Below are 25,560 nucleotides of genomic sequence, written 5' to 3'. Positions count from 1 at the left end.
CCGCGCAGAGCCGTCAAGCAATGCCAGACGATCATGAAGGCCTCGTTGGCTCAGTCGATCAGCTTGTCCAGGAGTTCGAATGTGGGGTACGGCTGGTCATAGTCGCCGAAGTGTCCGTCGTCGCGGATGATCTGGGTGCCGCCGAGTCGATCGAACATGGCCCGTCCCTGCCGCTCGTCGCAGCCGTACGGATCGTTGCGGGAGTTGACGAAGTACAGGTCGCGGACGTGGGCCTTGATGGCGGTCCAGTCGTACGCGGCCTGCAGGACGGGTTCGTCGCTGGTGTTCGGCTGCGTGGAGTATCCGGCGACGAGGACGGCCTGGGCCACCGGGACGTCGATGTGTTGCAGGATCGCCAGGAGCAGCGCGGCGCCGCCAGAATGGCCGACGAGCACGGTGCCTTCGTCGAAGGTGTGGTTGGCCAGCACCCTCGGCAGAAAGCTGTCGACGGGCTCGACGTTGAGGTCGGGGTAGTGCGGGCTCTCGACGGCGTAGCCGCGGCCCCCCAGCCGGTCGCGTAGCCACGGGAGCCACACGACCTCGGGGTTCGCGCCGGTCCCGTGGAAGAGGATGGCTTTCCGGTTCACGAGAGGTTCCTTCCGTCCGGGACGAGGCCGTACTAGCCGGCGCATGGTAGGGGTTCGTGTGGCCCTTGATCGAACTGTCGCCCGAAGGCCTGCCACGGCAGCTATGTTCTGAGCACCATACGAGGGCCTGTCCGGGGAGCAGCTGTGACGTCAGAGCTTGGGGCAGTGCGCCGGAGTGGACCTCGCAAGCGCGCGACCTGGGTCGTGGGGTGCGCCGTCCTGGTCGTGGCCGCCGTCGTCGCGGGGTGGGTCGTGTACTCCTCCCGCTACGCGCCGCTGTCCACGGGAAGCTTCATGGCCCCGGAGACCCGCTCGGTCAAGGCGTTGACCGACGGGGTGACACCCACCCGCTACATCGTGGACGCAGCCGTTGGCCGGCACGGCAGGCTCGCCTACGACCTGGAGAACTACGGCAGGTTCACCGTACGTGTCGACGGCCTGGCCTCCGACCACGCCTACGGCCTCACCGCTGTGGGCTGGGTGCCCCCGTCGGGCAACGGTGAGTTGATGGGCGGCTACGCGAGCGACGTGCGGCCCTTCCCCGTCACGATCAAGCCCGGTGAGTGGGTCGTACTGTGGGTGACGGTCACCAAACCGCGTTGCCAGGAAGGACAGACCTCCGGCATCGAGGAGATCCCCCTGAGGTGGTCCGCGCTCGGACGGCACCACGTCTACAAGCTTCCGCTCAGCGACACCGCGGGTGGCATCCGCGAGATAGCCATGTGCCATCCTGCCGAGGCGCTCAGGCATCTGTACGACCCCGAGAGCTAGCTCACGCCGCGCGCAAGGAGCGCCGCGGGCGGCGCACACCACCCGGCGGAGGGCCCCTGATCGGGGACCAAGGTGACGTGGACTCCCTTCCAGCCGTACGTGGAAAGGTGCGGGGCGTTCGGGCGGTGTACTGCCGGCTGGAGCCGAGTGACGACCGCCTCTTCGGCGCGGTGCCGGGAACGACGAGCATGGTTGACGTCCGCTCCGGCGACGGGTGGGAGCCTGCGAGGAAGGGAGTCGAGTTACGCGGCTGCCTCGTCGATCTCCGGCAGACCGAACTCGTCCTGGCGCGATGAGTTTCAGCGTGCCGTCCGGTCTCTCCTCACAGCAGACCCACCTCGCTCAGGGAGAAGATCATGACCGCCACCTACACGTTCGACGTCTTCACCAGCCTGGACGGCTTCGGCACGGCCATCGCCAACTGGTCCGGTTACTGGGGCAAGCAGGGTCCCGAGCTGCTCGAGCACCGGCTCGCGGTGTACGACGAGGAGCAGCGGATGGTCTTCGGGGCCAACACGTACCGGACGTTCACGCAGCTGCTGGCGTCGAGTACGGAGGACTCCGAGGTCCGTGACCCGTGGGTGACCCGGATGACGAACCTGCCGGCCACGGTGGTGTCGACCACCCTTGACGGCCCTCTGGACTGGCCGGACGCGACGCTCGTGAAAGGTGATGCCGTCGACGTCGTCGCCCGGCTCAAGGAGGAGTCCGACGTGCCCCTGCGTTCCCACGGCAGTCTGTCGATGAACCGGGCACTCATGGCAGCCGGCCTGGTCGACCGGGTTCAGGTGACGCTCTTCCCCGTGATCACCGGGCAGACCGGATCGGACCCCATTTTCGCGGGGGCGGCCGACTTCGACCTCGAGCTGTTGGAGAGCAGGATCCTCGACGGCCGTACGCACGAGCTCGTCTACCGGCCCACCCTGCACGGCTGACTTGGTGGCGCTCCTCTTCAGCTGAGGTGGGACGCCTGCTTGGCCGTCAACTCCAGGTTGCTTCGATGGGCCGCCCACCACGCCGGGTCGCGCTGCGCCATGCTGTCGTTGTCCTCGTTCATTCCGACGGAGCCGTCGAGGAGTTCCCGGAGGATGTCGGCGTGCCCGGCGTGGCGATGAGTGTCGGCGATGACGCGGACCAGCGCATGGTGCAACGTCAGCTCGTTGTCGTCGCTCGGCCACCACGGCACCCTGCCGATGGTGTCCAGCGACACAGCGGCGACGGTCGCGTCGGAGTGCGCCCAGGCCCGGCGGTAACGCTCGACGATCTGCTCGCGTGACTCGTCGGCTGTTGCCCACAGATGCGCGTTCGGCTCGGGCGTCAGCGCTTCGTCAGCCGTTCGAGCAGCGGTACGGCGGACTCGGGTCCGGGAAGGTCGGCGACCTCTCGGCGTACGGCTTCGGCTGCCTGGCGGTAGCGCGGATCGGACAGCATCGCCGACGCCGCACTCCGCATCGTCTCGGGAGTGAGCGAGAGCGGGTCGAACACTTCCCCTGCCCCGAGCGCTGCGCACCGCGCCGCGTTGTGCGGTTGGTCGGCGCCCAGCGGAATCAGCAGGCACGGCACACCGTGGGCGAGTGCGCCGATGACGGTGCCCGAGCCTCCGTGTGACACGACCAGATCGCAGGTCGGCAGGAGCTCACCTTGCGGGACGTACTGGCGTACTCGGACATTGGGCGGTTGTGGGCCCAGTTCGGCCGGATCGACGTGTACGCCAACGGTGGCCACAGTGGTGACGGGCAACTGACCGAGGCCGGCGAGTACGCGGGAGAAGAGGTCGCCCGACTCGGTGTTGAACTCCGTGCCGAGGGTGAAGTAGACCAGCGGGCCGTCCGGTCGGCCAGGACGTCGCGGCGTCACGTCGCAGGTGCGGATCGCATGAGCGGTCGCCGGCAGCGGGAAGTCCGGATCGCGGAAGCTGGGCGGGACGGGAGACAACACGAGATCGCTGTCGAGCATGGCGAGCTCCGGGTCTGACGGAAGCCCGTAAGTGTCCCGCAACTCCCGCAGCGGCTCGACGACGATCTCCTTACGCAGAAGGCCTCCTGCCGCGAGGACGAGCACGCCGGCGTGAGGAATACTCAGCCGCTCCGCCGCGACCATGCTGCCGAAATCAACCTCGTCGCCCACTATGACGTCCGGCTCCCACTCACGGGCAAGCTCGAGTATCGCCTTGGCGCGTCTGGGTGCTTCGGACCGGGCGAAGATCTCGGTCAGTTCCCACGCGGCGCGCTCGTTGTCAAGCTTGGGCAACGGGCGTCGCGGTCGTACGCCCGTACTGGCCGGCTCGGTGGCGAACGCCCGGAAGCCACAGGTCTCGATGGCCTGGGTCATCGAGCCGCTGCCGGCGAAGGCGACAACGTGGCCAGCGGCGGCGACCGCCCGCGCGATCGGGACCAGCGGTAGGAGGTGGCCGGGACCGCCGACGAACGTGAACAGCACGCGCACAACCTGCAGGCTACCGGCGGCGCCTCACCGATCTGGTTCGAGTTCCGCCAGGAGTTGTTCGGCCCGGGCGACCAGACTCGGTGTCCAGCCGAGCTCCTGGCCCCACGCCGCCTCGATGACACAGATGTGGAACCGATAGAAGCGCAACATCCGCCGCGCATGGCCCGGGTCGTAGGCGTTGCGGGCGAAGTACTCGGCGTGCAACCGGGGATGGACGAGAGCCGGCCGCGGGTCGTCCGCCGGACCTCCGGCGACGAAGCGTGCGAGGTCGTAGAGCGGGTCGCCGACAAGGGCAGAGCCCCAGTCCACGATCGCGGTGACGGCACCGGTTGCGGGGTCGACGAACGCCTCCCCGTCCCCGACCTCCGCGTTCAGCAGCGCACCCGGAGCCTCGTCCAGGGATGTCGCGAAGGACGCACAGAGATCGCGTACCCGATCGGTGAATCCGGGCGCAACCGCGTGAGCGCCTTCCAGCGCTGCCAGTGCCTGCTCGATGGCCAGCCGCTGCCACTGCGACCAGCTTTCGAGCGTGCCGCTTCGCCCGTCGTCGGTGAGCGGACCGAAGCCCGGAAGCCTCACCCGGTGGAGTCGGGTGTAGCACTCGGCCAGGTCGGCGAGGGTCCGTGCGGTCGCGGGGGTCTGCAGGCCGACGGATTCGAGCGTGCGCCCTGGTGCCGCGCTCGTGATCATCCAACGCCCACCAGGCAGCTGATCGTCGATGCCGACACCGAGCGTCTCGACGGTCGGCACACCAGCAGGCCGTACGTGATCCAGCGCTGCTGCTTCGGTGTGGACGTTCTCGGTCTCGGCGGCCTTGACGAAGACGGTGGATCCGTCGGCGAGCACCGCCTTCACGACCACCGTCGGGTTCCACGTCGTCACGGTCCGGACCGTGGCCGGTGATAGGCCGAAGAAGTCGGTGACCACACTCGCGGCGCGCTGGTGGGCGGGCGACATCTGCACAGCGGCCACCCTACGAGTCAGCTACGCGATGCAGAACTCGTTTCCTTCGACGTCCTGCATGACGATGACCCCGTCGGGCACACGGGTGAGGACCTTCGCGCCGGCCGCGACGAGTCGCTCCGCCTCGGCGTCCTGCCGCATGCGTACCTGGTCGGCCGGCAACCCCCTGGAAACCTTGATGTCCAGATGCAAGCGGTTCTTGACAGCCTTGTCCTCGGGCACGGCGATGAAGAAGATGTCCGGCCTCCCGCCCACCGTGTCGATGATCGTGCGCACGGCATATCGCTGGTCCTCGGGTATGCCGTTGGCGTCGGCAAAGGCCGCCCAGCTGTCGAAGCCCTCCGGTGGACTGCCGGGTGGCTGGTCCAGCGGGCTGCCCGGATAGTTGTAGCCCTCGAGCGCGGCCAGCCAGAACCGCGACACCCTGTCGACGTCGTGACAGTCGAAGACGATGTGAATGTCGTACGCCATGGCGGGTTGACTCTCCTTGCTTCAGGTACGCCGGGTCAGGCCGACGACACCGCGGCCCGCGGAACCAGCCGGCCGACGTGCTTGACCGCGACGACCCCGCCCGCGTCACGGACGAACTCCCCTTGCAGGCCGGCGAACGGGCCACCGACGACCAGGAACCGTTCACCGGGCAGCATTCTCGACGGGAACTCCAGCGTCTCCGCGACTCCGTCGTCGGTCAGGGTGCCGTGGATGACGAGCGCGTCGCCGTCGACGACGATCCGCAGCTCGAGGCCCTCGGTGCGGTAGTCCCCGGCGTACGGAGCCAACTCGTCGGGACCGAGCGAGAGCGGCTCGGGCGGAGGTTCGGCCAGTCCGAGCCTGCTCTCCAGGGTCTCGCGCACGATGCGTTCCGCAAGCTCCCGGCCGGACGGGGTGGCGTTGGTGAGTACGACGACCGCGAAGTCGTGCTCGGGCACCACCGCGATCGTGGAGTGCTGGCCGGAGACGTCGCCGTGGTGCTCGATCAGCCGTACGCCGTCGATCTCCCGCAGCAGCCACGCGATCCCGATCTGGACGCCCGGCCACAGCTCGTGATTCGTCGTCGGCGTGTGCATCGCCCGCAGCAGTTGTTCGGACAGCACCCGCGTCCCCTCGGGGGATCGGCCGTCGCTCAGCTGGAATCGTGCCCAGGTCAGCTGGTCGCCGAGGCTGGAGGCGAGCCTGGCCCCGGCAGGGAGGTAACCGCGTGGGTCGCTCCACGGTCGGCACACCGCCAGCGACTCGCCGTCGATCCGGTGGCCGGTCGCGAACGGCCGCGTCATGATCTCGTTCAGCGACGTCAGCGTCTGGGCCATCCCGAGCGGGTCGAGGACCAGCCGAGCCAGCGCTCGTTCGAAGGTCTCGCCGGTCACCTTCTCCACCACCCGGCCGGCAAGCACGAAGGCCGCGTTGTTGTAGGACGCGTCCGTCCCCGGGGTGAACTGCTGCGGCAGGCCGGCGAGCAGTGCGGCGGAGCGTTCCAGCGCGTCGTCGCCCTCACCGGTGTCGGTCCAGACGTCGCCGCCGTCCCAGCCCGCCGTGTGGTTGAGAAGCTGACCGACGGTCAGGGTCTCGGTCGTGCCGGCGTCCCGCAACCGCAGGTCGGGGAGGTAGCGGCGTACCGGTTGGTCGAGCTCGATCCGCCCCTGGTCGACCAGAACCATGATCGCCGTGGCGGTGAAGGTCTTCGCTGTCGAGCCGATCTGGAACAACGTCGCCTCGTCGACCGGCCGGCCGCGCTCGATGCTGGTGACGCCGTGGGTGAAGGTCTCACGCTTCCCGCCGTGGTCGACACCCACGGCGACGCCGGGAACGCCGAGCTCCTGGGCCGCCTCCACCACGTCGTCGAGGACAGTCGGCTGATCTTGCATGCCGAGACCCTACGTCAGGACGAGGACTCCCCGACAGGACGAGAACGTGATTCGGCTGCCCCGACCTACTGGTGGACCAGCGCGGGGTCGCGGCCCGCGCGGAGCCGGAACGAGAAGCCGTCCGCCGTCGAGATGAGGGCCGCGTCGATGTCGAGCAGGTGGGTGACCCACAGGCCGAGGCCGGTACCGAACGTGGTGCTCGACATGGGGACGAGTCCGGCGAGCGGGTCGGTCGGTCCGCGCCCCTTGTCCTGTACGTCGGCCACCAGCCGGTCGTCAGTGGACCAGATGCGGACGGTCGTGGGCGGCACGCCGTGCAGGCGCGCGTTGGTGACGGCCTCGGAGATGCCGAACAGCAGATCGTCGAGTTTGCTGTCGCGGACCAGGTCGCGGCCGAGTTGCTCCAGAGCGTGCCGGGCCTCTGCCGCGGAGGGATTGACGAGTTCGACATTGGGCACCGAAGCTTCCAACGGGTCAGCGGCCACGGGAATGCGGGCGTTCGTGACGCGCCTGTCGTAGCGGCTGTTGGTCGTGTGCACGCCGTCGGTGGTGAGGATGCGCGGGTGCGTCCGTTCGACGACGTCACGCACCGGCGCAGGAACCGTCGTGGCGTCGTACAGGCAGAGGCTGTCCACCGGGAATTTGCCCCACACGGTGTTGAGGGCGGATTCGTAGCGGTCCCACCCCTCGAAGCAACCGCCGTTGCCCGCATGGGGAACGTCGCCCGCGATCCGGACCCGCGACGCTCCGGCCGCGACGTGGCGTTCGAACGTCCTCTGCCAGGCCCCGATCGCTCGCGCGGGCGTCGCGTACATGCTCCCGCCGGTTTGGAAGGTGACCGCGTACGGGTCGTCCAGCCACGAACGGAGCAGGTCCGTCTTGCGCTCGTCGTAGCCGATGACGACCGGCTCACCGGCGGCGAGACCTTCCTCGACGAAGGGCACGATCAGCGCGCGGAAGTCCTCGTCGGACGCGTAGAAGCCGGTCTCGTGCATGTGTCCCGCGTAGCTGTCCACCACGCCGCCGCTCATCTCTGTGCCTCCGCCAGGATGAGGTTGGGGAGCCGGTCCCAACCGGCCATGTGGAACACGATGCACTGCGCGGGTTGCAGGGCTTGGAGTACGAGACGTCTGCCGCGCTGCGCGAGCCGGTCGGACAGCAGGGCCAGCATCCGGGCGCCGGCGACGTCGATGAAGCGCAGGTCGGCCAGGTCCAGCCGCAGGTCGTCCTCGGTGCCCGCGGCCGCCCGGCTGATCCAGTTGAGCCAGGCCGCGACCTGTGCGATGTCCAGTTCGCCGACCATGCGGAAGCCCGGAGGCTGGAACATCGGGAAGATCGACAGGTGCGGGTCCTGATAGAGAGGGTCCGGGACCACTGTGTGGGTGTGCAGGGACTCGACGTCGGAGATCTCGGCTGGGGTGAAGACGCGGCGGTCGTACTGGCACAACCCCAGCACGGGCCTGTCGCTGAAGATATCTGCGACTTTGTGTTCGTACTCGCGCCATTTGTCCGAGCCGGGCCGACCGCGAAGGACCCGGGGTTCTCCGGTGACCCGCAGGCCCTGGTAACCGGCGGCGACCGCCATGTCGACTGCCCGCCTCAACTCCCCGAGCATCGCGTCGGGATCGAATGGCCGGTACGCGAGGAATGCTTCCTGCGGAGCCATGACCCGAAGCTGCCCGATCGCCGCATACCGGTCCGGCTCGAGTCCGCCGGCACGCAGGAAGTCCAGCACCGCCACGGGGTCGTCGGCGGCGAAGTACGTCACCTGCTCGTGGTGTGCGAGTCCGTTGTCGATGTAGGAAGTGAGCACCTCTTGCTGCTCAGCGTCGGTGCCGAAACTGAGACAGTGGTGGTCGCCGGCGCGCATCTGGCCGACGGTTTGCTGGGCGACGTCGTTCACGGCTGATTTTCCTCAACGGCCAACACTACGCCGCACATCCGAAGGCAAGAAGGCCTCGTGCGGCTACCATCACTCACGAAATCCCCTGCTTGCGAGGATTGCTAAAAAAGAAGACCACACGCCGGCCTGGGTACGTAGGCCAACGTACGCAGGTGGAACGCACCCAGGAGGAGCGGCGACCATGATCCTCCCGAAGGTCCGGGACCCGCGGTTCGTGACGATCCGCCGTGGTGGGACCCTCACCGATTCCGACCACCAGCTCCTTGCCCTGTGGGCGGCGTCGTGTGCAGAGCACGTCCTCGGCCTGTTCGAGTCCGAACGGCCGAAGGATCCACGACCGCGGCAGGCGATCGAGCATGCACGCGCCTGGGTGCGTGGTGAGGTGAAGATGATGCAGGCGCGTGCGGCGGGCGGCCACGCGATGGGTGCGGCCAGGGAGCTGCGTGGTGCGGCCCGACATGCCGCGTACGCCGCGGGTCAGGCCGGGGTCGTCGCCCACGTCGCAGCACACGAACTCGGTGCAGCCGCCTACGCGATCAAGGCCGTACGCGCCGCTGCTCCGAAAGCTGAGGGCGAGGCCGCGGGACGACGCGAGTGCCAGTGGCAACGCGACCAGCTCCCGGAGGCCATCCGCGAACTCGTCCTCGACGACCAGCGGCTGCGCAACGACATCTGCTGGTCGGTGTTCGACTGCTGAGCCCGGCAGGGTTGTCAGAGTTCGTCAAGGCGCGCTTGCAGGTAGTCGCGTTCGGTGTCGGTGGCGGCGAGAGCGAGTGCCTCGCGGTAGGCCTCGGCGGCGCGTTCGGGCTCGCCCGTACGGCGCAGCAGGTCGGCGCGCGTCGCGGGCAGCAGGTGGTAGCCGGCGAGATCCCCGGACGCGGTCAGTTCGTCGACCAGTGCGAGACCTGCGGCCGGCCCGTCAGCCATCGCGACGGCGACCGCACGGTTGAGCCGGACGACCGGCGACGGTGCATGGACGAGCAGTTCGTCGTAGAGGGCCGCGATCCGCGCCCAGTCGGTGACCTCGACGCTTTCGGCGACGGCATGGCAGGCCGCGATCGCCGCCTGCAGCTGGTACGGCCCGGGCGTGGCCGGCAACAGTCGTACGCCCTCTGCGATCTTGGGGCGGTCCCAGCGCGCACGGTCCTGCCGGTCCAGCGTCACCAGCTCACCGTCGGCCCCGACTCTCGTCGCACGGCGGGCGTCGTGCAGCAGCATCAGCGCCAGCAGGCTTCGTGCCTCCGGGTCGGGCAGCAGCCGTACGAGCAACCGGGCCAGCCGGATCGCCTCGGCACTGAGGTTCGCCCGGATCAGGTCGGCGCCGGCCGTCGCGGCGTACCCTTCGTTGAACAGCAGGTAGAGGACGCCGAGCACCGACGAGAGCCGCTCCGGCAGCAGATGTGGGGGCGGGACGCGGTACGGGATGCCGGCCTCGCGGATCTTCTTCTTGGCGCGGGTCAGCCGCTGGTACATCGTCGGCTCGGGCACCAGGAACGCGCGCGCGATCTCCGCCGCGGTGAGGCCGGTCAGGGTCCGCAGGGTGAGCGCGATCCGCGCTTCGAACGGCAACGCGGGATGGCAGCAGGTGAAGATCAGCCGGAGGCGGTCGTCGCGTACCTCGTCCGGCTCGCCCGCATCCTGACCGTCATGCGCCAGCAGCGCGAGTTCGCGCAACTTGACGTTGCCGGTGGCCTCCCGCCGGATCTGGTCGGTCGCGCGGTTGCGTGCGGTGGTGGTGAGCCAGGCGCCGGGGTTGCGCGGGATGCCGTCGCGTCGCCAGCGTTCGAGCGCGGTGGCGAACGCGTCCGCGGCGCTGTCCTCGGCGAGGTCCCAGTCCCCGGTGAGGCGGATCAGGGTGGCGACGACCTGGCCCCACTCGGCGGTGAACGCGGCGGAGACCGCAGCCTCGACGTCCTGGTCGGACTCCCCGCTCGGATCTCCGCTCGCGTCCCGGCTCATTCCCAGACCGGCCGGACCTCGACCGTGCCGAACGCCGCGAACGGGTGGCCTGCCGCGATCTCGATCGCCTCGTCCAGGTGCGCACACTCGATCACGAGGAAACCGCCGATGAGGTCCTTGGTCTCGGCGTACGGGCCGTCGGACACCAACGTCTCGCCGTCACGGACGCGCACCTTCGTGGTGGCCGTCGGCCGCAGCCGGGCGCCACCCTTGAAGACGCCACGGGCGACGAGATCGTCCATCCAGGCCTTGTGGTCGGGCCATTCGCCGATCTCCTCCGGCGGCTCCGAGTGCTCCTCGCCGTGCCAGATCATCAACGCGTACTTCACCGGCGGCCACCTCCTCCGAACTCGTCCGAGCTCCGCCGAAGTCTCCCGAACCCGACTCTAGAACTCGGGGCAGGAAATATTTCGGCGCCATGTCGAATCGCGGCGGGTCCCGTTCGTCGGTGGGTGAGTCCACGTCCGGAGGAGAAGAGATCATGACCACCACGCCGAGGGAAAGCACCGTAACCGCCGGAACCACAGTAAGCGCCGAAAGAGCCGGAAGCGCCCGGCCGCGCATCGTCGACCGGGCCAGCTTCCAGGCCGAGCGGGATGCGCTTCTGGTCCGGGAGAAGGCGTACACCCACGAAGGGGACGCACTGGCGGCGGCCCGGCGGCAGCTGCCGATGGTGGAGGTCGACCCCACGATCACGGTGGTCGGGGAGAACGGCCCGGTCAGCCTGCTCGAGGTGTTCGAGGGGCGCGAGCAGCTCATCGCGTACTTCCACATGTGGCACGACGGGCAGCCCGCCGCCGGGCAGTGCGAGGGGTGCACGTTCTTCAACGGCCAGGTCCGCGAACTGGCGTACCTGCACTCGCGCGACGTCACTTACGCCACGCTCTGCCAGGGTCCGTACGACGCGAGCACCCGCTACCGCGACTTCATGGGCTGGGACGTGCCGTGGTACTCCGCCCGCGACTCACTCGGCGCCCTGCTCGGCGACCGGCCTCGCTCGCCCGCGCCGATGGTCTGCTACCTGCGCCAGGGGGATCGGGTCTTCGAGACCTACTGGACGACCGGTCGTGGGCTGGAGGCGATGGACAACACCTACGGCCTGCTGGACCTCACCGTCCACGGCCGGCGGGAGGGCTGGCAGGACACGCCGGACGGCTGGCCGGAGGCGCGCTGGGCGAAGGGTGCCGACCCGTTCCGCGTCGACGGACGCCCGATCGCGCAGTGGCCGCGCATCCACGCCGGCCGTTCCGACGACCTCGGCGTCGAGCTTGGCAGCGGAGACGGCGCGGCGGCCGGTTGCTCGGGCTGCCACTGACGGGCGGCCGGCCGGATCGCCGCTCAGCGGCGGGGCGGTGGCCCGGCCAGCCGGTAGGTCGCCAGCGCCGCCTTGTGGTCGCTCGGCCAGTGCTCGGGGATCGGAAGGAAGTTGTCGCCGGTGTCCTCGACGACCCGTTCACTGCGCACGATCGTCGAACGCGGCCCGACGATGCCCGCGCTCAGCAGCTTCACCCCGGGTGCGGACTGGTGGAAGACGAAGTCGATCCGGTCGCGTTCGTCGGCCTCGGGCGCCCAGGTCAGGTCGGACACCGCCTTGTCGGGGTTGTCGGACGGCCAGGTGAACCCGGGGTGAGTCACCGGGTTGGGATATTCGCTGCGGTAGGCGTCGACATAGCCCGCGTCTCGGAGAAGCGCGGTCGTCTGCCATGGGATCGTGAGTCCCTGGTGGTCGAACAGCGAGCCGGTCGCCGCGGTCCAGTCGTGGACCGACGGCTCGTTGAAGTCGCCGCCGAGGAACACCGCCCGCCTCTTCGCGCGCTCTCCTGCCGCGTCCGCGACGATGGTGCCGATGACGTCGGGCCGGCCGGAGTCCGCGTTGACCTTCAGGATCTTGTTCACGTCGAGGACGGGTCCGCCCGGCAGCTTGTCCCAGTCGTACTTCGCGAACTCGCTGGGCTCCTCGACGCCGCCGCCGTAGCCGCGGGGGAGATAGGTCGCGTAGTTGCGGTAGTAGAGATGCGCGGCGTACGTTGCCACCTCCCGGCCGTGGACGTTGAGGACGGCCTTCTTGGCGTACGGGAGATCAGCCTGTTCGACGATCGCGAACCCGGACACGATGCCGGCGTCGTCGGAGGAAGCCGCGTAGTAGGGCTTCTCCGGCGTCGACAGCGCCGCGAGCCGACGAGACAGGCGTACGAACCAGCTCAACGGGATCTCCCAGGGGTCCGGGTGGGCAGCGAACGCAGGCCGTCGGACTAGTGGGCGTTCGGATCCGCTGCTACCGACAGTGCCTCGTCGTGTGCGAATACAGCCGATGGAAACGGCTCGTTATTCTTCCGGCATGAAGCCTTCGCGCGGTGGGCATCTTCCGATCAACGGCCTTCAGCTGTACTACGAGGTGCATGGTGAGCTGGGCGCATCTGACAAGGCGCCGTTGCTGTTGATTCCCGGCGCCTTCATGGCCACCGAAACGATGCAGCCGTGGGTCGCGGCCTTCGCCGCCAGACGCCCGGTCATCGTCTTCGACCAGCAGGGACACGGCCGTACGGCGGACACCCCGCGCGCGATGTCGTACGAACAGTTCGGCGACGACGCGGCAGCCCTGTTGCAGGCGTTGGAGATCGAGCGCGCCGACGTGATGGGCTACTCACAAGGCGGGGGAGTCGCGTTGCAGTTGGCGCTGCGGCACCCGCAACGCGTCGGCAAGCTCGTCACGTTGTCCGCGACCTACCGGCAGGACGGCTGGTATCCCTCGGTCTTGCAGGCGCTCGAAGGTCTCTCCGGTGCCGTCTTCAAGGACACACCGGTCGGTGAAGCGTTTCGCAACCACACGGACGATCCCGGGGCGTTCGATGCGTGGATCGAGAAGATGCGGGTGCTGAACTTCGAGGACCAGCAGATCAGCGACGAGCAACTGCGGTCGATCCAGGCTCCGACGATGGTCATCATCGGTGATGCGGACGGGGTGCGACCCGAGCACGCCGTGGAGATGTTCAAGCTGCGCGGTGGAGGCGACGAGGAAGCGGCCGCGAGAGGGATGCTCTCCGAGGTTCCTCAAGCCAGGCTCGTCGTTCTCCCCGCGACCTCGCACGTCTCGATCTCCGGATTCGTGCAGGTCCTCGAGCCGATGGTCACCGAGTTCCTGGACGACGTACCTCCGGCCACCCCCTCGTTCTGGTGAGCAACGCCGGATCCGACGGCATGCGCGAGCCTCTTGGCGAGACGCGGCAGACCTATGACGTGATCGCCGGGGAGTACGCACGGCAGAACTCGTCGGGCTACCCGCGACTGCTGGAGACCATCGCGTCGCTGGCTGCATGCCTGCCGCCCGGTGCTCTCGTCGCCGACGTCGGCTGTGGGCCCGGACGGGAGATGAGGCTCCTTGGCGAGCGCGGGCTTCGGGTGGTGGGCTTCGACCTGTCCATCGGGCAGCTACGAGCCGGAGGGCAGTCCGGCGTAGCGCAGGCCGACATGCGTCAGCTGCCCGTTCGTACCGGATCGGTTGACGCTGTTTGGTGCCAGGCAGCGCTGCTGCACATCCCGCGTGAGGCGGTACCGACTGTCATCGGTGAGCTCGGACGTGTGGTCCACGAAAGCGGGCACCTCTACCTGTCGGTGGCCGAAGGCGACGGCGAGGGGTGGGAGATCGCGTCGAGCTACGGCGCCACGCAACGGCGCTGGTTCACCTACCACCGCGAGGAGGAACTCACCGCGCTGCTGAGTTCTGCCGGCTTCGAGGTCCGTGCCGCACGCCGAACGCGCTCCCACAGAGACTGGCTCTCCGTTCACTGTCGCCGAATCTCCGACTGACCGGCGAGCACTACTCGCCCGTGGCGCCGTCGATGCGTTCGCGGAGGATGTCCACGGCACCCTGACTGGCCCGGTCATACGTCGAACCCGGTTGCCCGGGCGCCGGTCCAGTTCAGACCGGCAAGCAGGTCGTCGCGCCGAAGGCCTGGCAGCCAGCGTTCCTGCCAGGAAGTCAGCGGGATCGCCTGGGGTACGAAGCCCGCGTACGGCTCAACTGCCGCGATGATGCGCCTCACCCTGGTCTCGGTCGACCAGAACCGCATGGCTCTCCTGCCGACGCATCAGGCTCCCACCTCGGCGAAGGCGGCGCGCCAGGCGGGTAGGTCGCGTGCGATCGCAACGGTTCGCCGAACTTCCCCGACCATGACGTCCACGAGATTTCTCGCCGGCTTCTCGTCGAGCCAGACGACATGCCCGAATCCCCACAACTGCTGGCGTGCGAGCGCAGCCGGGATGGCGGCTCGCTCCTCCGGCGCCAGCGGCTGGTCGAGCCCACTGTCGTACCAGTCGACCAGCCTGCGTAGCAGAGGGATGCGTTCATCCAGTGCCGGCAGGAGCGTCTGGTCCGCGAAGAAGAGCGTCAGTGCCAGATCGTCGACCCGCGGCCGGTGGCCGAGAAAGTCGAGGTCGATGACCGCGGCCACCTGGCCAGCGCAGAACAGCACGTTGTTGTCCCAGAAGTCACCGTGCACCAGTTGGCGACGTGTCGGCGGAGAAGCGGTTTCGGCGGTTGCGACGATCTCGGCGATTTCCTCGGCCTCGTCGCACATGCGCGCCCAGTCGGCACTGTTGTCGCCCCACGATCGGATTCGCGTGACCCCGCGACTCGTCACTGCTCGGGCGTCGGCGGCTTCGACCGCGTTGGCGAACCCGGGGTATCGCGTCACGTCTGCGGCGTCGACGCCATCCAGGACAGAGTGGACCCGGCCGAGCGTCGGCATCCCGGCGTTCAGGCGGGCCCAGGTGTCCATCTCGGCGTCGTGTTCGACGTACTCCTCCAGCTCCACCAGGCGTCCGTCGTACGGCATCATCTGCCGCCCGTCCGCGGTGGGAACGACGCGTGGGGTGGGAACGCCCGCGTCGCGCAACAGACCGCGGATTCGCTGCAGGTCGGACAGCCTGGTCGAGTCGACCCAGGGCAGGTAGACGCGAACGACCACCGGACGTCCGGCACGCCTGGCGAGCAGGTTGAGGCTGGAGCTGCCACCCAGGTCGCGGATGCCGGACGTGCCGGAGGCGTCGCCGAGCCGGGGCTCGCCATCCAGTGCGTACGTCCCCCAAACGGCCCTCAGTAGCTCACGGGTCGGCGTCGCGCGTTCCCCGCGTACCCTCTCGACCTCGACAGCGCCCTCCACGTGATCCCGCCCTTCTGGTCAGCCGGTCGCGCCGAGGCTACGGGGGATGCTCACCAGCTGGCGAGTGGATATCGGGGAGCGTGCCCTGCGCCTGGCGATGTAGGACTGGTCAATGAGGGCTGGTCGGCACAACCACCCAAGGCCGGTTCGCCAGGCGGTGTCGGCGGATCGGAGCGGCATCACTCGGCTCCTGCGGCACCTGCACGGAGCAGACGCCGAGGGCACGACGCTCCCTCGCGTACGCCAGGAGGCGCAGACGTTCGTCGCCACGGACGGCGAGCAGGTTGTCGGCCTGGTGGTCGCCACGCTCGTCGACTACGGAGTCGAGGCGTACGGGTCGGTCGAGGAACTCGTCGTCGACCCAGAATTTCGCGGGCAGGGGACGGGCCGCTCGCTGCTCGACCGCAGTCTGACGTGGCTGGCGGCGTCCGGAGCCGAAGTCGTCTTCGTGTCCGCTCTCGACGAGGACGTGATCGACTTCTATGCCTCGGCGGGATTCAAGCGAACCACAGGTCCGTGGTTGGCCTGGGTTCCTGACGCCAAGCGGTATCCAGCCCCGTGAGTGGAGCCGCGCACAGACGGACGTCAGCCGCGACCCGCTTTCCGTGGGTCGCGCGCTGTGCTGGATCGACGGGTCGGAACGGCACAGAATGGCTCTGGCGTACCGCTGCTGAGTAAGAGGAGCCTCTCATGCAGGTCACCGGCATCAGGGCCAACCTGTCCGTCCCGGACATCGGCAAAGCTCGCGACTTCTACACCGACTACCTCGGGCTGAGCGTCGAGGCGTTCAACATGGGCTGGGTCGCCAACTTCCAGTCCCCGGACGGCCAGGCCGTCGTTCAGCTCGTCACCCGTGACGCCACCGCCCCGGTCGACTCGGTGATCTCGGCCGCGGTCGGCGAGGACATCGAGGCGGCGTACGAGGACGCGCAACGGCGCGGCTACGAGATCGTCTACCCGCTCACCACCGAGCCCTGGGGCATCCGCAGGTTCTTCGTCCGCGCGCCCGACGGCAACGTGATCAACGTCAACAGCCACACCGACCAGTGAGGGCGTACACCGCGTCAGTGTGAACTGGGAACCCAGGGGCCGACGCCGCCGATACGGTCGACGGCGTACCGCAGGATGTAGCCGGGTCCCCTGGGCGCCGGGAACTCCGCGTCGGGAGCCATGTAGACCTTGGCCAGACGGTTCAGCAGGTCCCACGCCTCCTCACTCGGCTCGACGGTGGCCCGGGCACGCAACACGGCGTACGGGTTGAGGAAGACGCCGGGCTTCCTCGGTGCGTCGAACGACAACACGACGCGCGGGTCGCGTTCGACGTTGCGCAGCTTGGCGTACCGGCTCATGTGACCACTGACGATCTCATCGCCGTCCAGCCCGATCCAGATGACTGAAACCTGCGGGGTGCCGTCGGGATTGATGGTGCTCAGGTGAGCCATCGGCCCGGAGGCGATCAGCTCCCGCAACTCCTCGGGAACCTCGGTCGCGGATGGTGTTCCCTCTGCCATGGACATCACCGTACCTACTCACCACAAGTCGATAAGGTGCAGAATCCTTGCCGCCACGGGGAGTTCCGGAGTCGCGGAACCAACGACCAGCGCGGCAGGCACCGGATGGGTAGCCCGCATCCGGATGAGCGTCGCGCCCGCTTGGCCGCTGAGCGCACGGCGGGTCGGCCGTAGGGATGCCGAGGGTCTGTTACTTACCTGACAAGATCGTAGACGGTCCGCTCGAGGGTTGGCCACGGCGCGAGATCAGCTCGCGGCGGGCTGACCGAAGCGTAGGGCCGGACACGATCGGGTCACCGATCGGACACGGCCGTTGCCGGTGCGCGCATCGGTTCGCACACTCCGTTCATGGGATGGTGGATCGTATTCGTCGTCATCACGGCGCTTGCGCTCTTCGGAATGACCTCTCGGTTCCGGGGAGAGGAGGCGCTGCAGGACGCGCAGAGGTCACGGACGCTGGGCACGAGCAAGGGTGGGGAGAACTCCCCGCCTCCGGACCACGCCGACATGTCAGGATGGGGCTGAACCGAGGCGTCATCGGCGCCGAGGCAAAGCTGAACTGCTGAACTGTCGCCGGCCGACGCTTCGCGACGTCGGCCACACCTGAGGGGCGCCCCGCCGCGATGACAAGCGACCAGCCGACGTCGCCCATGCAGTCCGGACCGACGCCCGTCCGGGGTGTCCTGTTCGATATCGACGACACCCTCTTCGACTACACGTCCTCGGAGACGTCCGGCCTGCTCGGGCACCTGGCCGCCCTGGGGCTCCTCGACCAGTTCGAACCCGGCGAACTCGTCGCCGTCTGGCGGCGATTCGTGGACGAGGAGCACGCACGCTTCCTCGCGGGCGAGCAGACCTTCACCGAGCAGCAACTGTCCCGGACCAGGCGCTTCCTCGCCCACCTCGGGCACCTTCCCGACCGCGGGATCTCCGACGCGGAGGCGGCCGCGTGGTTCGCCGGTTACGTATCCCATCGGAACGCGAGCTGGGCGGCCTTCCCGGACGCGGCGCCGTTGCTGGAACTCCTCGCGACCGACTACCGCCTCGGCGTCATCTCGAACTCCTCACACGATCATCAGCTGCACAAGCTGGAGCGGATCGGCCTGCTGCCGTACTTCGGTGACGCGATCGTCTGCTCGGAGTCGCACGGGCCGGCGAAGCCGCACCCGAGCATCTTCCTGGCCGGTTGCGAACGGCTCGGGCTGCCACCTCACGAGGTCGCCTACGTCGGCGACAAGTACGCCGTGGACGCCGTGGGCGCGCGCGATGCCGGCCTGCAGGCGTACTGGCTGGACCGTACGGGGGCAGCCGCCGGCCTGGCGCGCGAGCCCGGCATCCAGGTGATCACCTCGCTGGCCGAACTCCCTGCCCTGCTGCGACTCCCGGCTGCCGAACGCGGCTGAGCCCGGCCGGTCAGCCGCGCCCGGCGGGGGCGAACAGTTCGACGAGGTTGCCGGACGGGTCGGCCAGGAGGATCTGCCGGCCACCCGGGCCGGTCACCAGGTCGCTGCGGAAGGACAGCCCGGCCGCGCGCAGCCGCTCGATCTCGTCGTCGAGATCCTCGACGACGAGGTGGATCCTGTTGCGGCCCGGTTCCTTGGCGTCCGGCGGAGTCGCGCGAGCGCCGGAGCTCTGCTCCCCGGACAGCAGCAGTCGCAGTGGGCCGCGGGTCACATCGGCGAACGCCGGCACATGGGCTGTTCGCACGGTGAACCCGAGGTGGGTGGTGTAGAAGTCGATGGCGGCCTGTACGTCGTCGACGATGTAGCGGACGCTGACGACGTTGTCTACGGTCTCGGTCATGACGGGCTCACTCCCTCGTCGTGGGTGTCGTGGGTGTCGTTGGTTTCGTAGGTCCCGCGGGTGCCGTTGACGGCGTTGGTCCCGTAGGTATGGCCAGGTAGCTGGTGAGGAACGCAACCCGGGTGTGGAGATCGGCCGCGACGCGCCGGAAGGCTGGATAGCCGCCCTCGGCGGCGGGGTCGGCGATGCTCCAGTGCGCGGTCTCGGGGCTCCCGGGAAACTCCGGGCAGATCTCGCGAAGCCTGTCGCACAGAGTGACCACGCAGTGGAATCGTTGCCCGGCGAACTCGTCGAGGTGCTTGCTCCGCCGGACGGTGAGATCGATGCCGTACGCCCGCATGGCACGTACGGCATGCGGGTGGAGGTCCTTGGGGCGGCTGCCCGCACTGGCGACCTCGGCGTACTCGCCGGCAGCCTGCGCGAACAGCGCCTCGGCCATCTGGGAACGCGCGCTGTTCCCCGTGCAGAGAAACAGCACCCGCACCGTGCGACGTTCTCGGTCCCCGCGCCGGCGCGGGCGCACTGTCAAGTCCGGCTGGACGCCGTGCCGGGCTGCTGGCTGGACCGCGGTGCTCAGCCCGGGGTGGATCGCTGCCCCCGTCGAGGCGAGCAGTTCGCCGCATCGGGCGAGGTCCGCGTGGTAGTAGCTGTCGCGCTGGTCGGCGGAGCTGCGCCGCATCGAGACGAGCCCGGCGGCACGCAGTCGTCCCAGATGGTACGAAACCGTGTTCTGCGGTTGATCGATCGCGGCGACGAGCTCCCCGACCCGTAGGTCACTACGGGCAAGCTCCGTGAGGAGCCGCCAGCGCACGGGATTCCCCGCCAACTGGAGAAAGGCGGGCGGGGAGACGTCCCTACAAGTCGACTCGGCAACCACGCCCTCACCATATACATCAAATCAGTTCGATGTATATGGTGCGGGCGAAGACGCTGAGGGCGTGGCGGCTCAGAGCGAGCGGACTCCGCCCTGGACCGGCGCAATGGGTCTCCGCGGCCGGTCGGCTAGAAAGCCCTCGCGTAGTGAACCGTCCCGTTCAGCGCCGGACCATCCGGAGCAGGGTCTTCCCGGTGGGCTCGTGTCTTGTCGTGGCACCGTCCGTCGCGAAGCCGTGCCGGCGGTAGAACGCGATGGCGCGCTCGTTGCCCTCGAGGACCCACAGGTAGGCCGGCGAGTCACCGAGAGCCTCGGCCAGCAGTTGGTCGGCGAGGCCGGTGCCGTGATGGGCGGTCAGTACGTTGATGACCTGGAGTTCCCGTGGTGTCGGCGGGTCGTCGTCTCGCGCCGGGCCGACGACGACGAACCCGACGATCTCCGGTCCGCGAAGCCCGACCAGTCGTACGAGTTGGTCGTCGTTCTCGCCACTCAGCGTGGCTCGCCACCGCTCGGCCGACCGGCGGGAGTCCAACGAGTCGAGGTACTTCTGGGGCATCAGGCCCTGGTACGCCTCGCGCCACACCCGGGTGTGCACCACACCGAGGGCGTCGGCGTCGGCGGGAGTCGGCGGCCGGACCTCGTACTCTCCGCGCATGTGGCAGCCTGCCTCCTCTGTCAGGAACGCCTTGACGGCCTTCGGCAATCGTTACCAGGTGACCCCCCGACGATCAACACCAATAAGGTGGGGTGGCATGTCGTTGCCTGAGCAGGTGCGCGAGGTCACGGACACCTACCTCCGACTCGTCGACGCGGCCGTGCCCGATCTCGTACAGGGGCTCTACCTGCACGGATCCACGGCGCTGGGGGACTTCAGCCCGGGTCACAGCGACATCGACTTCGTGGCGCTGACCTCGCACCGCCCCGACGAGGCCGAGATCGGCGCGCTCGCCGCCGTCCACGAGGAGCTGGACCGGCTCCACCCGCGCCCGTACTTCGACGGGGCGTACCTGCTGCCCGCCGACCTCGCCGCCGATCCGGACCGTTGCCCGGACATCCCGGGCTGCCACGAGACCAGATTCGAGCCCAGTGGACGGATCATGGTGTCCCTGGTGACGTGGCACGAGTTGGCCGAGCACGGCGTGGCGGTCCGCGGCCCGGCGATCGCGGAGCTCGGCGTGTGGACGGACGAGGGCGCGCTACTCGCCAACACCCGCAACAACCTGCGGACGTACTGGAAGAGATGGGTGGACAAGCTGGACGAGCTTGCAGAGAAGGAGCCGGACCGCGCGGTCGATCCGTGGTTCGTGGAGTGGTGCGTGCTCGGCTCCGTCCGCCTGCACGCCCTGCTGGTCACCGGACGGCTGCACTCCAAGGGTGGTGCCGGCCGGTGGGCGGTGCGGACCGGGGCGTTCGGGCCGCGATGGGTGCCGATCCTCACCGAGGCGCTGCGCATCAGGTCCAACGACGACGGGCCGCCGACGTACGGGGACCTTCGGCACCGGCTCCGCGACACTCGGGACTTCCTCGCCACCGTCGTCGCCGCGAACGAAACCTGACGCCGTTCGACGTCATTCACCTGACCTCGTTCGCACGACCTCGTTCGTCTGACTCCGGTTCAGCCGGCCCGGCCTACCCCGCGGGACACAACCGGGCGAGGGCGGCGTCGATGGGTGTCAGCTCGGGGAGGTCCTCGTCCGGGAGCCACCACGTCGCGTCGGACATCTCCGCGTTCGGTACGAACGGAAGCGGTGTGTCGACCCGACCCCGGTAGATGGCCAGGAACTCCGGCCGGTCGTCGGGCGCACAGGTCACCCGAGCCACGCCCGCGAGGTCGAGCTTGCCCGGCCGTTGGCCGCTCTCCTCGTCGAGCTCGCGTACGGCGGCCTCGCGAGGAGTCTCACCCGGATCGATCATGCCGCCAGGCAACTCCCACAACTGCCGGAACCGGTTGAAGACCATGAGGCAGGTCTCGCCATGCCAGAGCACGACCAGCGAGGCAGTCAACGGTACGGACGGATCCAGGCCGGCGAGGCCATCCTCGTCGCACCGTTCGAAACTCACCAGAGCAGACCCGTCGGCGTTCCTCACCGGTAGCGCAGGCATGTCGTTCACGAGCGCACAGTCTTCCACGTGCCACGCTGGTTCTCAGTCGACCGCGGGACGGTTGGCCCAGAGGAAGTCGACGTAGCCTTGCGGTGGTTCGATGCCGCGAGCGAGCATCCAGTGCACGCGGCTCGCGCCCACCAGCACCAGCGTGCATCGGTAGCCGTCCACGACCTGGTGCTCCTCGAAGCGTCCTCCGACGGCGGCGAGGTAGGCCGGCACCAGGTCCTCTCGCACACTCAGCGCGAGATGCGCGAGGTCCGCGCCCACCGGTGCGAGGCCGAAGGTTCCCCAGTCGAGGGCCACGGTGTCGCCGGCGTCGGCGCGCAGGTTGTCCAGGTGGAAGTCGCCGTGGGACAGCACCATCGGAACCGAGGCGAGCCGCGCAAGCAGTCGTCCACGATCGCTCCACAACGCCTCGGCACGGGCGTCTTCCACCGCCGACCAGTCCAGGTGGGTTGCTTCGATGCGCTGCGCCAGTTGGTGTCCGCTCAGCCAGGGAACGCCGGGGGTGGTCGTTTCGGACTGCCAACGGGCAAGGTGTTTCGCGGCCAGTTCGCCGTCCGCGGCCGCGGGCGGCACGTGTTCGAGGTAGACGGTCGACTCGAACACGCCGAGGCAGCGGGGTGCGCGCAGGCCCGGTCCACTCGGCAGTGCATCGGACGCATATGCCAACAGTTCGCGCTTCCAGTACGCCCAGTGGGTGGGATCCTCCGTACCATGCCGATGAGGACCGCCTCGCAACGGCCGAAGAGTTTTGGGTACGACGTCCCGCTGGGCGAGGTGACCGCTCGGCGTACTCAGGCGAACGGTCAGACGGGTGAGATCGGCTGTGGCCGCGCCGGTGCCGCCCGTCAGGGGACTGCTCCTGACGTCGAGGACCCTGCTTCCATCCTCTCCGGACAGGCGGTCGACCACGGAGTCCGGTATGTCAGGACGCACTTGACGGCCGCTCCACGTGCAGGTCGGCCAGGATGGTTGCGACGAACGCGTCCTTGCCAGCGATGTAGGCGTGCCGGTCGTTGAGCCCGCTCTGGGACGTTCAGGCGGGCTTGGGCCAGTGGGTGAGCTTCTCCGGTGTGACCCGCACGATGATCCGGTCGGTCTCCTGCACCGAGTCGGGGTTCCGCTCGCCGTACTTGCTTCCCATGTACTTCAAGGAGAGCTCGTCGGGGAGCTGCCGATCGGGATCGGGCACGATGGTCGCCGTGCCGCGGATCTCCGCATAGGTGTAGGGCTTCCCCGGCGGGCTGATCAGCACGCTGATCCGCGGATCACGGGCGAGGTTCCTGCCCTGGACACGGCTTTCGGTGGTGGAGAACAGCAGATCGTCGCCCTCGCGCTTCACCCAGACCACGGTGAGGTGCGGTTGTCCGTCGGCAAGTAGTGTCGCGACGGTCGCGAACACCTTCTCCTCGTCGATGAGCTTCTTCAGGTCCTCGGGCAGTACGGCCGTCATGGTCGGCTCCTCACCGGGCGCGCGGTCCCATCGAATGAATGCGTACGCCTTCGGCAACCCGATGCGGGCCGCCCGCATTCCGGTGATCCGCGTGCGATGCGTACGCCGGAAACCCTTCAGGCACGGCCACCCGTCGACTCAGGCCGCCGGCGGCGGGTCGTCGTGCAGGGTCCGCTGGAACAGGTGGCAGTCCTGCCACTCGCCGCCGACATACAGGTAGCGTGGCGCGGTGCCGAACTGCTCGAACCCGCACTTGCGCAACACCCCCTGCGACGGGACGTTCGCGACGATGGTCGACGCCTCTACGCGGTGCAGGCCCAGCTCGTCCCGGGCCGCCTGACACACCAGTTCCACGCCGCGGGTCGCCAGGCCGCGGCGGGTGTAGCCGACGTCGATCCAGTACCCGAGACGCGCACTGCGGAACGCGCCGAGTTCGATCGTCGACAAGGTGAACTCGCCGGCGATCACCTCGCCGTCGACCAGGTGCCAGCGGCGAACGTCTGGGCCGGCGAGGCGTTCGGCCTGCGCGCGAACGGTGAAGAAGTCGGCGGGACGGTCCGGATCCCAGAGCTGCATGTGCTCCCGGCTGCGCACCAGCGCGTCCAGCACCGCCTCCGCGACGTCCGGCGTGGCGGGCTGGAACCGTATGGACGTGTCGGACATCGGGCTACCGTACCTATCTCCTAACGAAGCCCTGCCCCAGGCCGATCGCCGTCACGTCGACGCGCGGCGGCGTGACCGCCTCCGCCCGCGCCCGGATCACCTCCGCCCCGTCCGGGGTCCAGAACAGCGGATGGCCGGTCTGGTGACGGGCACCTCAGGCGGTCCGCTCGGCGACGACGAGTTGGTCGCCCAGGCTCGGCAGTTGCCGCAGTCGCGTCCGGCCGTCCCCGAAGACCGGGTCGACGGTGAGCGGGGCACGTTCTGCGAGGTCCCACCCGGTAAGGCGGTGGACGCGCAGGTCGACCAGCACCTCCGCATCCCGGCTGTACGGCAGGTAGAGCACGACAAGGTCCCGGTCGGGGCTCGCGCCCAACCGGAGCACCTCCCCGGCACCCGGTTCGTCGGCGCCGGAGCCTTCCACGCCGCCTTCCACGCCGTCTCCCGCACGGTCGGCGAGCAGGTCCTGCGCGGGCGTGAGCCGGTACAGCCGATGGTCGGTGAACAGCCGGGCCATCAGCGAGATGTCCAGCGCGCCAGGGAATCCGAGCGCGACCTGCCACGGGTAGGGCTCCAGTGAGGAGCCGCCGGAGGTGAACCGCGCGCTCGGGGAGTGCCACATCCACATCCCGTGCGCGCCGTACCCGATCCCGGCGGCCGCGCCCGCCAGCACGCTCGTCCAGCTCGCTCGGCGCACGTCGTCGCGAGTCCACCGACCGTGACCGTTGACCCTGCCGTGTTGTTCGTACGCAGGTTCGGCCGCCAGCAGCGGCTTCCGCGGAGACCGGGCGAGGTACGGAGCGGCCTGCTGCCACGTCAGGTCGACGTTGCGTGCGTCGTGACCGGACTGGTGGCAGAAGAAGTCCAGCGCGCCGGCGAGGTCGTCCGGCAGGTCGGCATGCGGGGCCGAGTGCGTGGTGAGCAGGCAGCTCGGCGCGACGTCACGCAGCTGGGCGGCCGCCTCGAGGTAGGCCGCGTTCGCCTCCGGGACGCGGTAGTTGTCGTCGCCGCCGACGGCGAAGATCGGCTCCAGGTCGCCGAACGTGCGGGCCACGCGTTCGACGTACGCACGCCGGTGCTTGTCGGCCATCACGGCGTACGGCGTGCGGGCCGCCGCCCAGGTGCCGGGAACGTAGTTGTTCCACAACACGACGAGCAGCAGCCGCAGGTCGTATTCCTCGTGCGCGATCCGGGTGAACTCCCGCGCCTGGGCGAAGTAGCCCTCGTCGGGCCGGTCGAAGTCGGGGTGCCCGACCGCGTCGAGGGCGAAGGGGTCGCGCGAGCCGGCGCGCTCGTCCCGGTCGTGCAGGATCGGCAGCACCGACACGGCCACGCAGGTGAAACCCTGCCGGCGGCGGGTGGCGAGGTAGCTGCGCCACTCCTCCTCGCTCGGGTCGGCGAAGCTGCTCCACGCCGTGTCCATGATCAGCGGAAAGAACGCCTCGCCGAGACGCAGGTGAGTGCCCGACGGGTCCACGGTCAGCCGCGACATGTGGGG

The 25,560-nt window shown here is 68.9% G+C and carries 34 protein-coding genes; 12 read left to right on the top strand and 22 right to left on the bottom strand.

The window, feature by feature from the left end; all coding sequences use genetic code 11:
* Nucleotides 1-50 precede the first annotated feature (50 nt).
* A complete protein-coding gene (locus ABZV93_RS20790) occupies nt 51-587 on the bottom strand; it encodes an alpha/beta hydrolase (RefSeq protein ID WP_354938609.1) in 537 nt (178 codons plus the stop codon).
* A 165-nt stretch (nt 588-752) separates the two neighbouring features.
* Here ABZV93_RS20790 and ABZV93_RS20785 point away from each other — a divergent pair, with 165 nt between their 5' ends.
* From ABZV93_RS20785 to ABZV93_RS20775, 3 genes are read left to right on the top strand one after another with little or no spacing between them, the layout of a single operon-like run.
* Nucleotides 753-1,358 carry a hypothetical protein gene (locus ABZV93_RS20785; RefSeq protein WP_354938606.1) on the top strand — a complete coding sequence of 202 codons (606 nt, stop codon included), beginning with the start codon at nt 753-755 and terminating at the stop codon, nt 1,356-1,358.
* Entirely contained in the window at nt 1,310-1,654 is a 345-nt protein-coding gene (locus ABZV93_RS20780; RefSeq protein ID WP_354938603.1) for a DUF6578 domain-containing protein, read from the top strand. Before ABZV93_RS20785 ends, ABZV93_RS20780 begins: the two co-directional genes overlap by 49 nt.
* Before the next feature lie 60 nt (nt 1,655-1,714).
* Nucleotides 1,715-2,293 carry a dihydrofolate reductase family protein gene (locus ABZV93_RS20775; RefSeq protein ID WP_354938600.1) on the top strand — a complete coding sequence of 193 codons (579 nt, stop codon included), beginning with the start codon at nt 1,715-1,717 and terminating at the stop codon, nt 2,291-2,293.
* A 17-nt stretch (nt 2,294-2,310) separates the two neighbouring features.
* Here ABZV93_RS20775 and ABZV93_RS20770 read toward each other — a convergent pair whose 3' ends face one another.
* From ABZV93_RS20770 to ABZV93_RS20740, 7 genes are all read right to left on the bottom strand, one after another.
* The gene (locus tag ABZV93_RS20770) at nt 2,311-2,655 is read right to left on the bottom strand and encodes a DUF664 domain-containing protein (RefSeq protein ID WP_354938868.1); all 345 of its coding nucleotides are present in this window, start codon (nt 2,653-2,655) and stop codon (nt 2,311-2,313) included.
* 20 nt (nt 2,656-2,675) lie between these two features.
* Complete coding sequence (locus tag ABZV93_RS20765) at nt 2,676-3,803, bottom strand: nucleotide disphospho-sugar-binding domain-containing protein (protein WP_354938597.1); 1,128 nt, start codon at nt 3,801-3,803, stop codon at nt 2,676-2,678.
* Between the two features lie 24 nt (nt 3,804-3,827).
* A complete protein-coding gene (locus ABZV93_RS20760; RefSeq protein WP_354938866.1) occupies nt 3,828-4,760 on the bottom strand; it encodes an aminoglycoside phosphotransferase family protein in 933 nt (310 codons plus the stop codon).
* A 27-nt stretch (nt 4,761-4,787) separates the two neighbouring features.
* Nucleotides 4,788-5,237, bottom strand: coding sequence for a VOC family protein (locus tag ABZV93_RS20755; protein WP_354938594.1), 450 nt, complete (start codon nt 5,235-5,237; stop codon nt 4,788-4,790).
* Between the two features lie 35 nt (nt 5,238-5,272).
* A complete protein-coding gene (locus ABZV93_RS20750; protein ID WP_354938591.1) occupies nt 5,273-6,628 on the bottom strand; it encodes a serine hydrolase in 1,356 nt (451 codons plus the stop codon).
* A gap of 65 nt (nt 6,629-6,693) precedes the next feature.
* The gene (locus tag ABZV93_RS20745) at nt 6,694-7,659 is read right to left on the bottom strand and encodes a sensor histidine kinase (RefSeq protein WP_354938588.1); all 966 of its coding nucleotides are present in this window, start codon (nt 7,657-7,659) and stop codon (nt 6,694-6,696) included.
* Entirely contained in the window at nt 7,656-8,531 is an 876-nt protein-coding gene (locus tag ABZV93_RS20740) for an MEDS domain-containing protein (RefSeq protein ID WP_354938585.1), read from the bottom strand. Before ABZV93_RS20740 ends, ABZV93_RS20745 begins: the two co-directional genes overlap by 4 nt.
* 181 nt (nt 8,532-8,712) lie before the next feature.
* Between ABZV93_RS20740 and ABZV93_RS20735 the strand changes: the two genes are divergently transcribed.
* A complete protein-coding gene (locus ABZV93_RS20735) occupies nt 8,713-9,228 on the top strand; it encodes a putative immunity protein (protein WP_354938583.1) in 516 nt (171 codons plus the stop codon).
* Nucleotides 9,229-9,242: 14 nt separating this feature from the next.
* On the opposite strand, the gene ABZV93_RS20730 is transcribed toward ABZV93_RS20735, so the two are convergent.
* Both ABZV93_RS20730 and ABZV93_RS20725 read right to left on the bottom strand, forming a co-directional pair.
* A complete protein-coding gene (locus ABZV93_RS20730; protein ID WP_354938580.1) occupies nt 9,243-10,490 on the bottom strand; it encodes a sigma-70 family RNA polymerase sigma factor in 1,248 nt (415 codons plus the stop codon).
* Nucleotides 10,487-10,819, bottom strand: coding sequence for a YciI family protein (locus tag ABZV93_RS20725; protein WP_354938577.1), 333 nt, complete (start codon nt 10,817-10,819; stop codon nt 10,487-10,489). Before ABZV93_RS20725 ends, ABZV93_RS20730 begins: the two co-directional genes overlap by 4 nt.
* A gap of 152 nt (nt 10,820-10,971) precedes the next feature.
* Here ABZV93_RS20725 and ABZV93_RS20720 point away from each other — a divergent pair, with 152 nt between their 5' ends.
* Nucleotides 10,972-11,805, top strand: coding sequence for a DUF899 family protein (locus ABZV93_RS20720; protein WP_354938574.1), 834 nt, complete (start codon nt 10,972-10,974; stop codon nt 11,803-11,805).
* Nucleotides 11,806-11,828: 23 nt separating this feature from the next.
* On the opposite strand, the gene ABZV93_RS20715 is transcribed toward ABZV93_RS20720, so the two are convergent.
* The gene (locus ABZV93_RS20715; protein WP_354938571.1) at nt 11,829-12,695 is read right to left on the bottom strand and encodes an endonuclease/exonuclease/phosphatase family protein; all 867 of its coding nucleotides are present in this window, start codon (nt 12,693-12,695) and stop codon (nt 11,829-11,831) included.
* A gap of 133 nt (nt 12,696-12,828) precedes the next feature.
* Here ABZV93_RS20715 and ABZV93_RS20710 point away from each other — a divergent pair, with 133 nt between their 5' ends.
* Complete coding sequence (locus ABZV93_RS20710; protein ID WP_354938568.1) at nt 12,829-13,668, top strand: alpha/beta hydrolase; 840 nt, start codon at nt 12,829-12,831, stop codon at nt 13,666-13,668.
* On the top strand, nt 13,665-14,297 hold the full coding sequence (locus tag ABZV93_RS20705) for a class I SAM-dependent methyltransferase (RefSeq protein ID WP_354938565.1): 633 nt from the start codon (nt 13,665-13,667) through the stop codon (nt 14,295-14,297). The genes ABZV93_RS20710 and ABZV93_RS20705 overlap by 4 nt, the downstream gene beginning before the upstream one ends.
* 74 nt (nt 14,298-14,371) lie before the next feature.
* Here the strand turns inward: ABZV93_RS20705 and ABZV93_RS20700 are convergent, their stop codons facing one another.
* Nucleotides 14,372-14,560, bottom strand: a complete 189-nt coding sequence (locus ABZV93_RS20700; protein ID WP_354938562.1) for a DUF2750 domain-containing protein — start codon at nt 14,558-14,560, stop codon at nt 14,372-14,374.
* Nucleotides 14,561-14,578: 18 nt separating this feature from the next.
* Complete coding sequence (locus ABZV93_RS20695; RefSeq protein WP_354938559.1) at nt 14,579-15,652, bottom strand: phosphotransferase; 1,074 nt, start codon at nt 15,650-15,652, stop codon at nt 14,579-14,581.
* Between the two features lie 157 nt (nt 15,653-15,809).
* Here ABZV93_RS20695 and ABZV93_RS20690 point away from each other — a divergent pair, with 157 nt between their 5' ends.
* Both ABZV93_RS20690 and ABZV93_RS20685 read left to right on the top strand, forming a co-directional pair.
* Nucleotides 15,810-16,214: a GNAT family N-acetyltransferase gene (locus ABZV93_RS20690; protein WP_354938556.1), complete on the top strand. Its 405-nt coding sequence runs from the start codon at nt 15,810-15,812 to the stop codon at nt 16,212-16,214.
* 128 nt (nt 16,215-16,342) lie between these two features.
* A complete protein-coding gene (locus tag ABZV93_RS20685; protein ID WP_354938553.1) occupies nt 16,343-16,702 on the top strand; it encodes a VOC family protein in 360 nt (119 codons plus the stop codon).
* 14 nt (nt 16,703-16,716) lie between these two features.
* Here the strand turns inward: ABZV93_RS20685 and ABZV93_RS20680 are convergent, their stop codons facing one another.
* Entirely contained in the window at nt 16,717-17,163 is a 447-nt protein-coding gene (locus ABZV93_RS20680; protein ID WP_354938550.1) for a PPOX class F420-dependent oxidoreductase, read from the bottom strand.
* A 399-nt stretch (nt 17,164-17,562) separates the two neighbouring features.
* On the opposite strand from ABZV93_RS20680, the gene ABZV93_RS20675 reads away from it, so the two are divergent.
* Both ABZV93_RS20675 and ABZV93_RS20670 read left to right on the top strand, forming a co-directional pair.
* A complete protein-coding gene (locus ABZV93_RS20675) occupies nt 17,563-17,688 on the top strand; it encodes a hypothetical protein (protein WP_354938547.1) in 126 nt (41 codons plus the stop codon).
* A 98-nt stretch (nt 17,689-17,786) separates the two neighbouring features.
* Nucleotides 17,787-18,566: an HAD family hydrolase gene (locus ABZV93_RS20670; RefSeq protein WP_354938544.1), complete on the top strand. Its 780-nt coding sequence runs from the start codon at nt 17,787-17,789 to the stop codon at nt 18,564-18,566.
* A gap of 10 nt (nt 18,567-18,576) precedes the next feature.
* On the opposite strand, the gene ABZV93_RS20665 is transcribed toward ABZV93_RS20670, so the two are convergent.
* The 3 genes from ABZV93_RS20665 to ABZV93_RS20655 form a co-directional block, all read right to left on the bottom strand.
* Nucleotides 18,577-18,966 carry a VOC family protein gene (locus ABZV93_RS20665; protein WP_354938541.1) on the bottom strand — a complete coding sequence of 130 codons (390 nt, stop codon included), beginning with the start codon at nt 18,964-18,966 and terminating at the stop codon, nt 18,577-18,579.
* Between the two features lie 7 nt (nt 18,967-18,973).
* Entirely contained in the window at nt 18,974-19,777 is an 804-nt protein-coding gene (locus ABZV93_RS20660; RefSeq protein ID WP_354938864.1) for an ArsR family transcriptional regulator, read from the bottom strand.
* 223 nt (nt 19,778-20,000) lie between these two features.
* Entirely contained in the window at nt 20,001-20,495 is a 495-nt protein-coding gene (locus ABZV93_RS20655; RefSeq protein ID WP_354938538.1) for a GNAT family N-acetyltransferase, read from the bottom strand.
* Between the two features lie 97 nt (nt 20,496-20,592).
* Between ABZV93_RS20655 and ABZV93_RS20650 the strand changes: the two genes are divergently transcribed.
* Nucleotides 20,593-21,396 (top strand): nucleotidyltransferase domain-containing protein, encoded by an 804-nt coding sequence (locus ABZV93_RS20650; protein WP_354938535.1) that lies wholly within the window; start codon nt 20,593-20,595, stop codon nt 21,394-21,396.
* A 73-nt stretch (nt 21,397-21,469) separates the two neighbouring features.
* Here the strand turns inward: ABZV93_RS20650 and ABZV93_RS20645 are convergent, their stop codons facing one another.
* The 5 genes from ABZV93_RS20645 to ABZV93_RS20625 all read right to left on the bottom strand — a co-directional run bounded on the left by ABZV93_RS20645 (nt 21,470) and on the right by ABZV93_RS20625 (nt 25,554).
* Nucleotides 21,470-21,943: an NUDIX hydrolase gene (locus ABZV93_RS20645; protein ID WP_354938862.1), complete on the bottom strand. Its 474-nt coding sequence runs from the start codon at nt 21,941-21,943 to the stop codon at nt 21,470-21,472.
* 42 nt (nt 21,944-21,985) lie between these two features.
* Complete coding sequence (locus ABZV93_RS20640; protein ID WP_354938532.1) at nt 21,986-22,555, bottom strand: phosphotransferase; 570 nt, start codon at nt 22,553-22,555, stop codon at nt 21,986-21,988.
* Nucleotides 22,556-22,985: 430 nt separating this feature from the next.
* Nucleotides 22,986-23,402 (bottom strand): PPOX class F420-dependent oxidoreductase, encoded by a 417-nt coding sequence (locus ABZV93_RS20635; RefSeq protein ID WP_354938529.1) that lies wholly within the window; start codon nt 23,400-23,402, stop codon nt 22,986-22,988.
* 138 nt (nt 23,403-23,540) lie between these two features.
* Nucleotides 23,541-24,065 carry a GNAT family protein gene (locus tag ABZV93_RS20630; RefSeq protein ID WP_354938526.1) on the bottom strand — a complete coding sequence of 175 codons (525 nt, stop codon included), beginning with the start codon at nt 24,063-24,065 and terminating at the stop codon, nt 23,541-23,543.
* Between the two features lie 154 nt (nt 24,066-24,219).
* Nucleotides 24,220-25,554, bottom strand: coding sequence for a DUF4038 domain-containing protein (locus ABZV93_RS20625; protein WP_354938523.1), 1,335 nt, complete (start codon nt 25,552-25,554; stop codon nt 24,220-24,222).
* Nucleotides 25,555-25,560: the final 6 nt, after the last annotated feature.

The organism is Actinopolymorpha sp. NPDC004070 (assembly GCF_040610475.1).
Lineage (GTDB): Bacteria > Actinomycetota > Actinomycetes > Propionibacteriales > Actinopolymorphaceae > Actinopolymorpha.
Note: the sequence above shows the minus strand (reverse complement) of the source record. Positions and strands in the feature narration are given on the sequence as shown.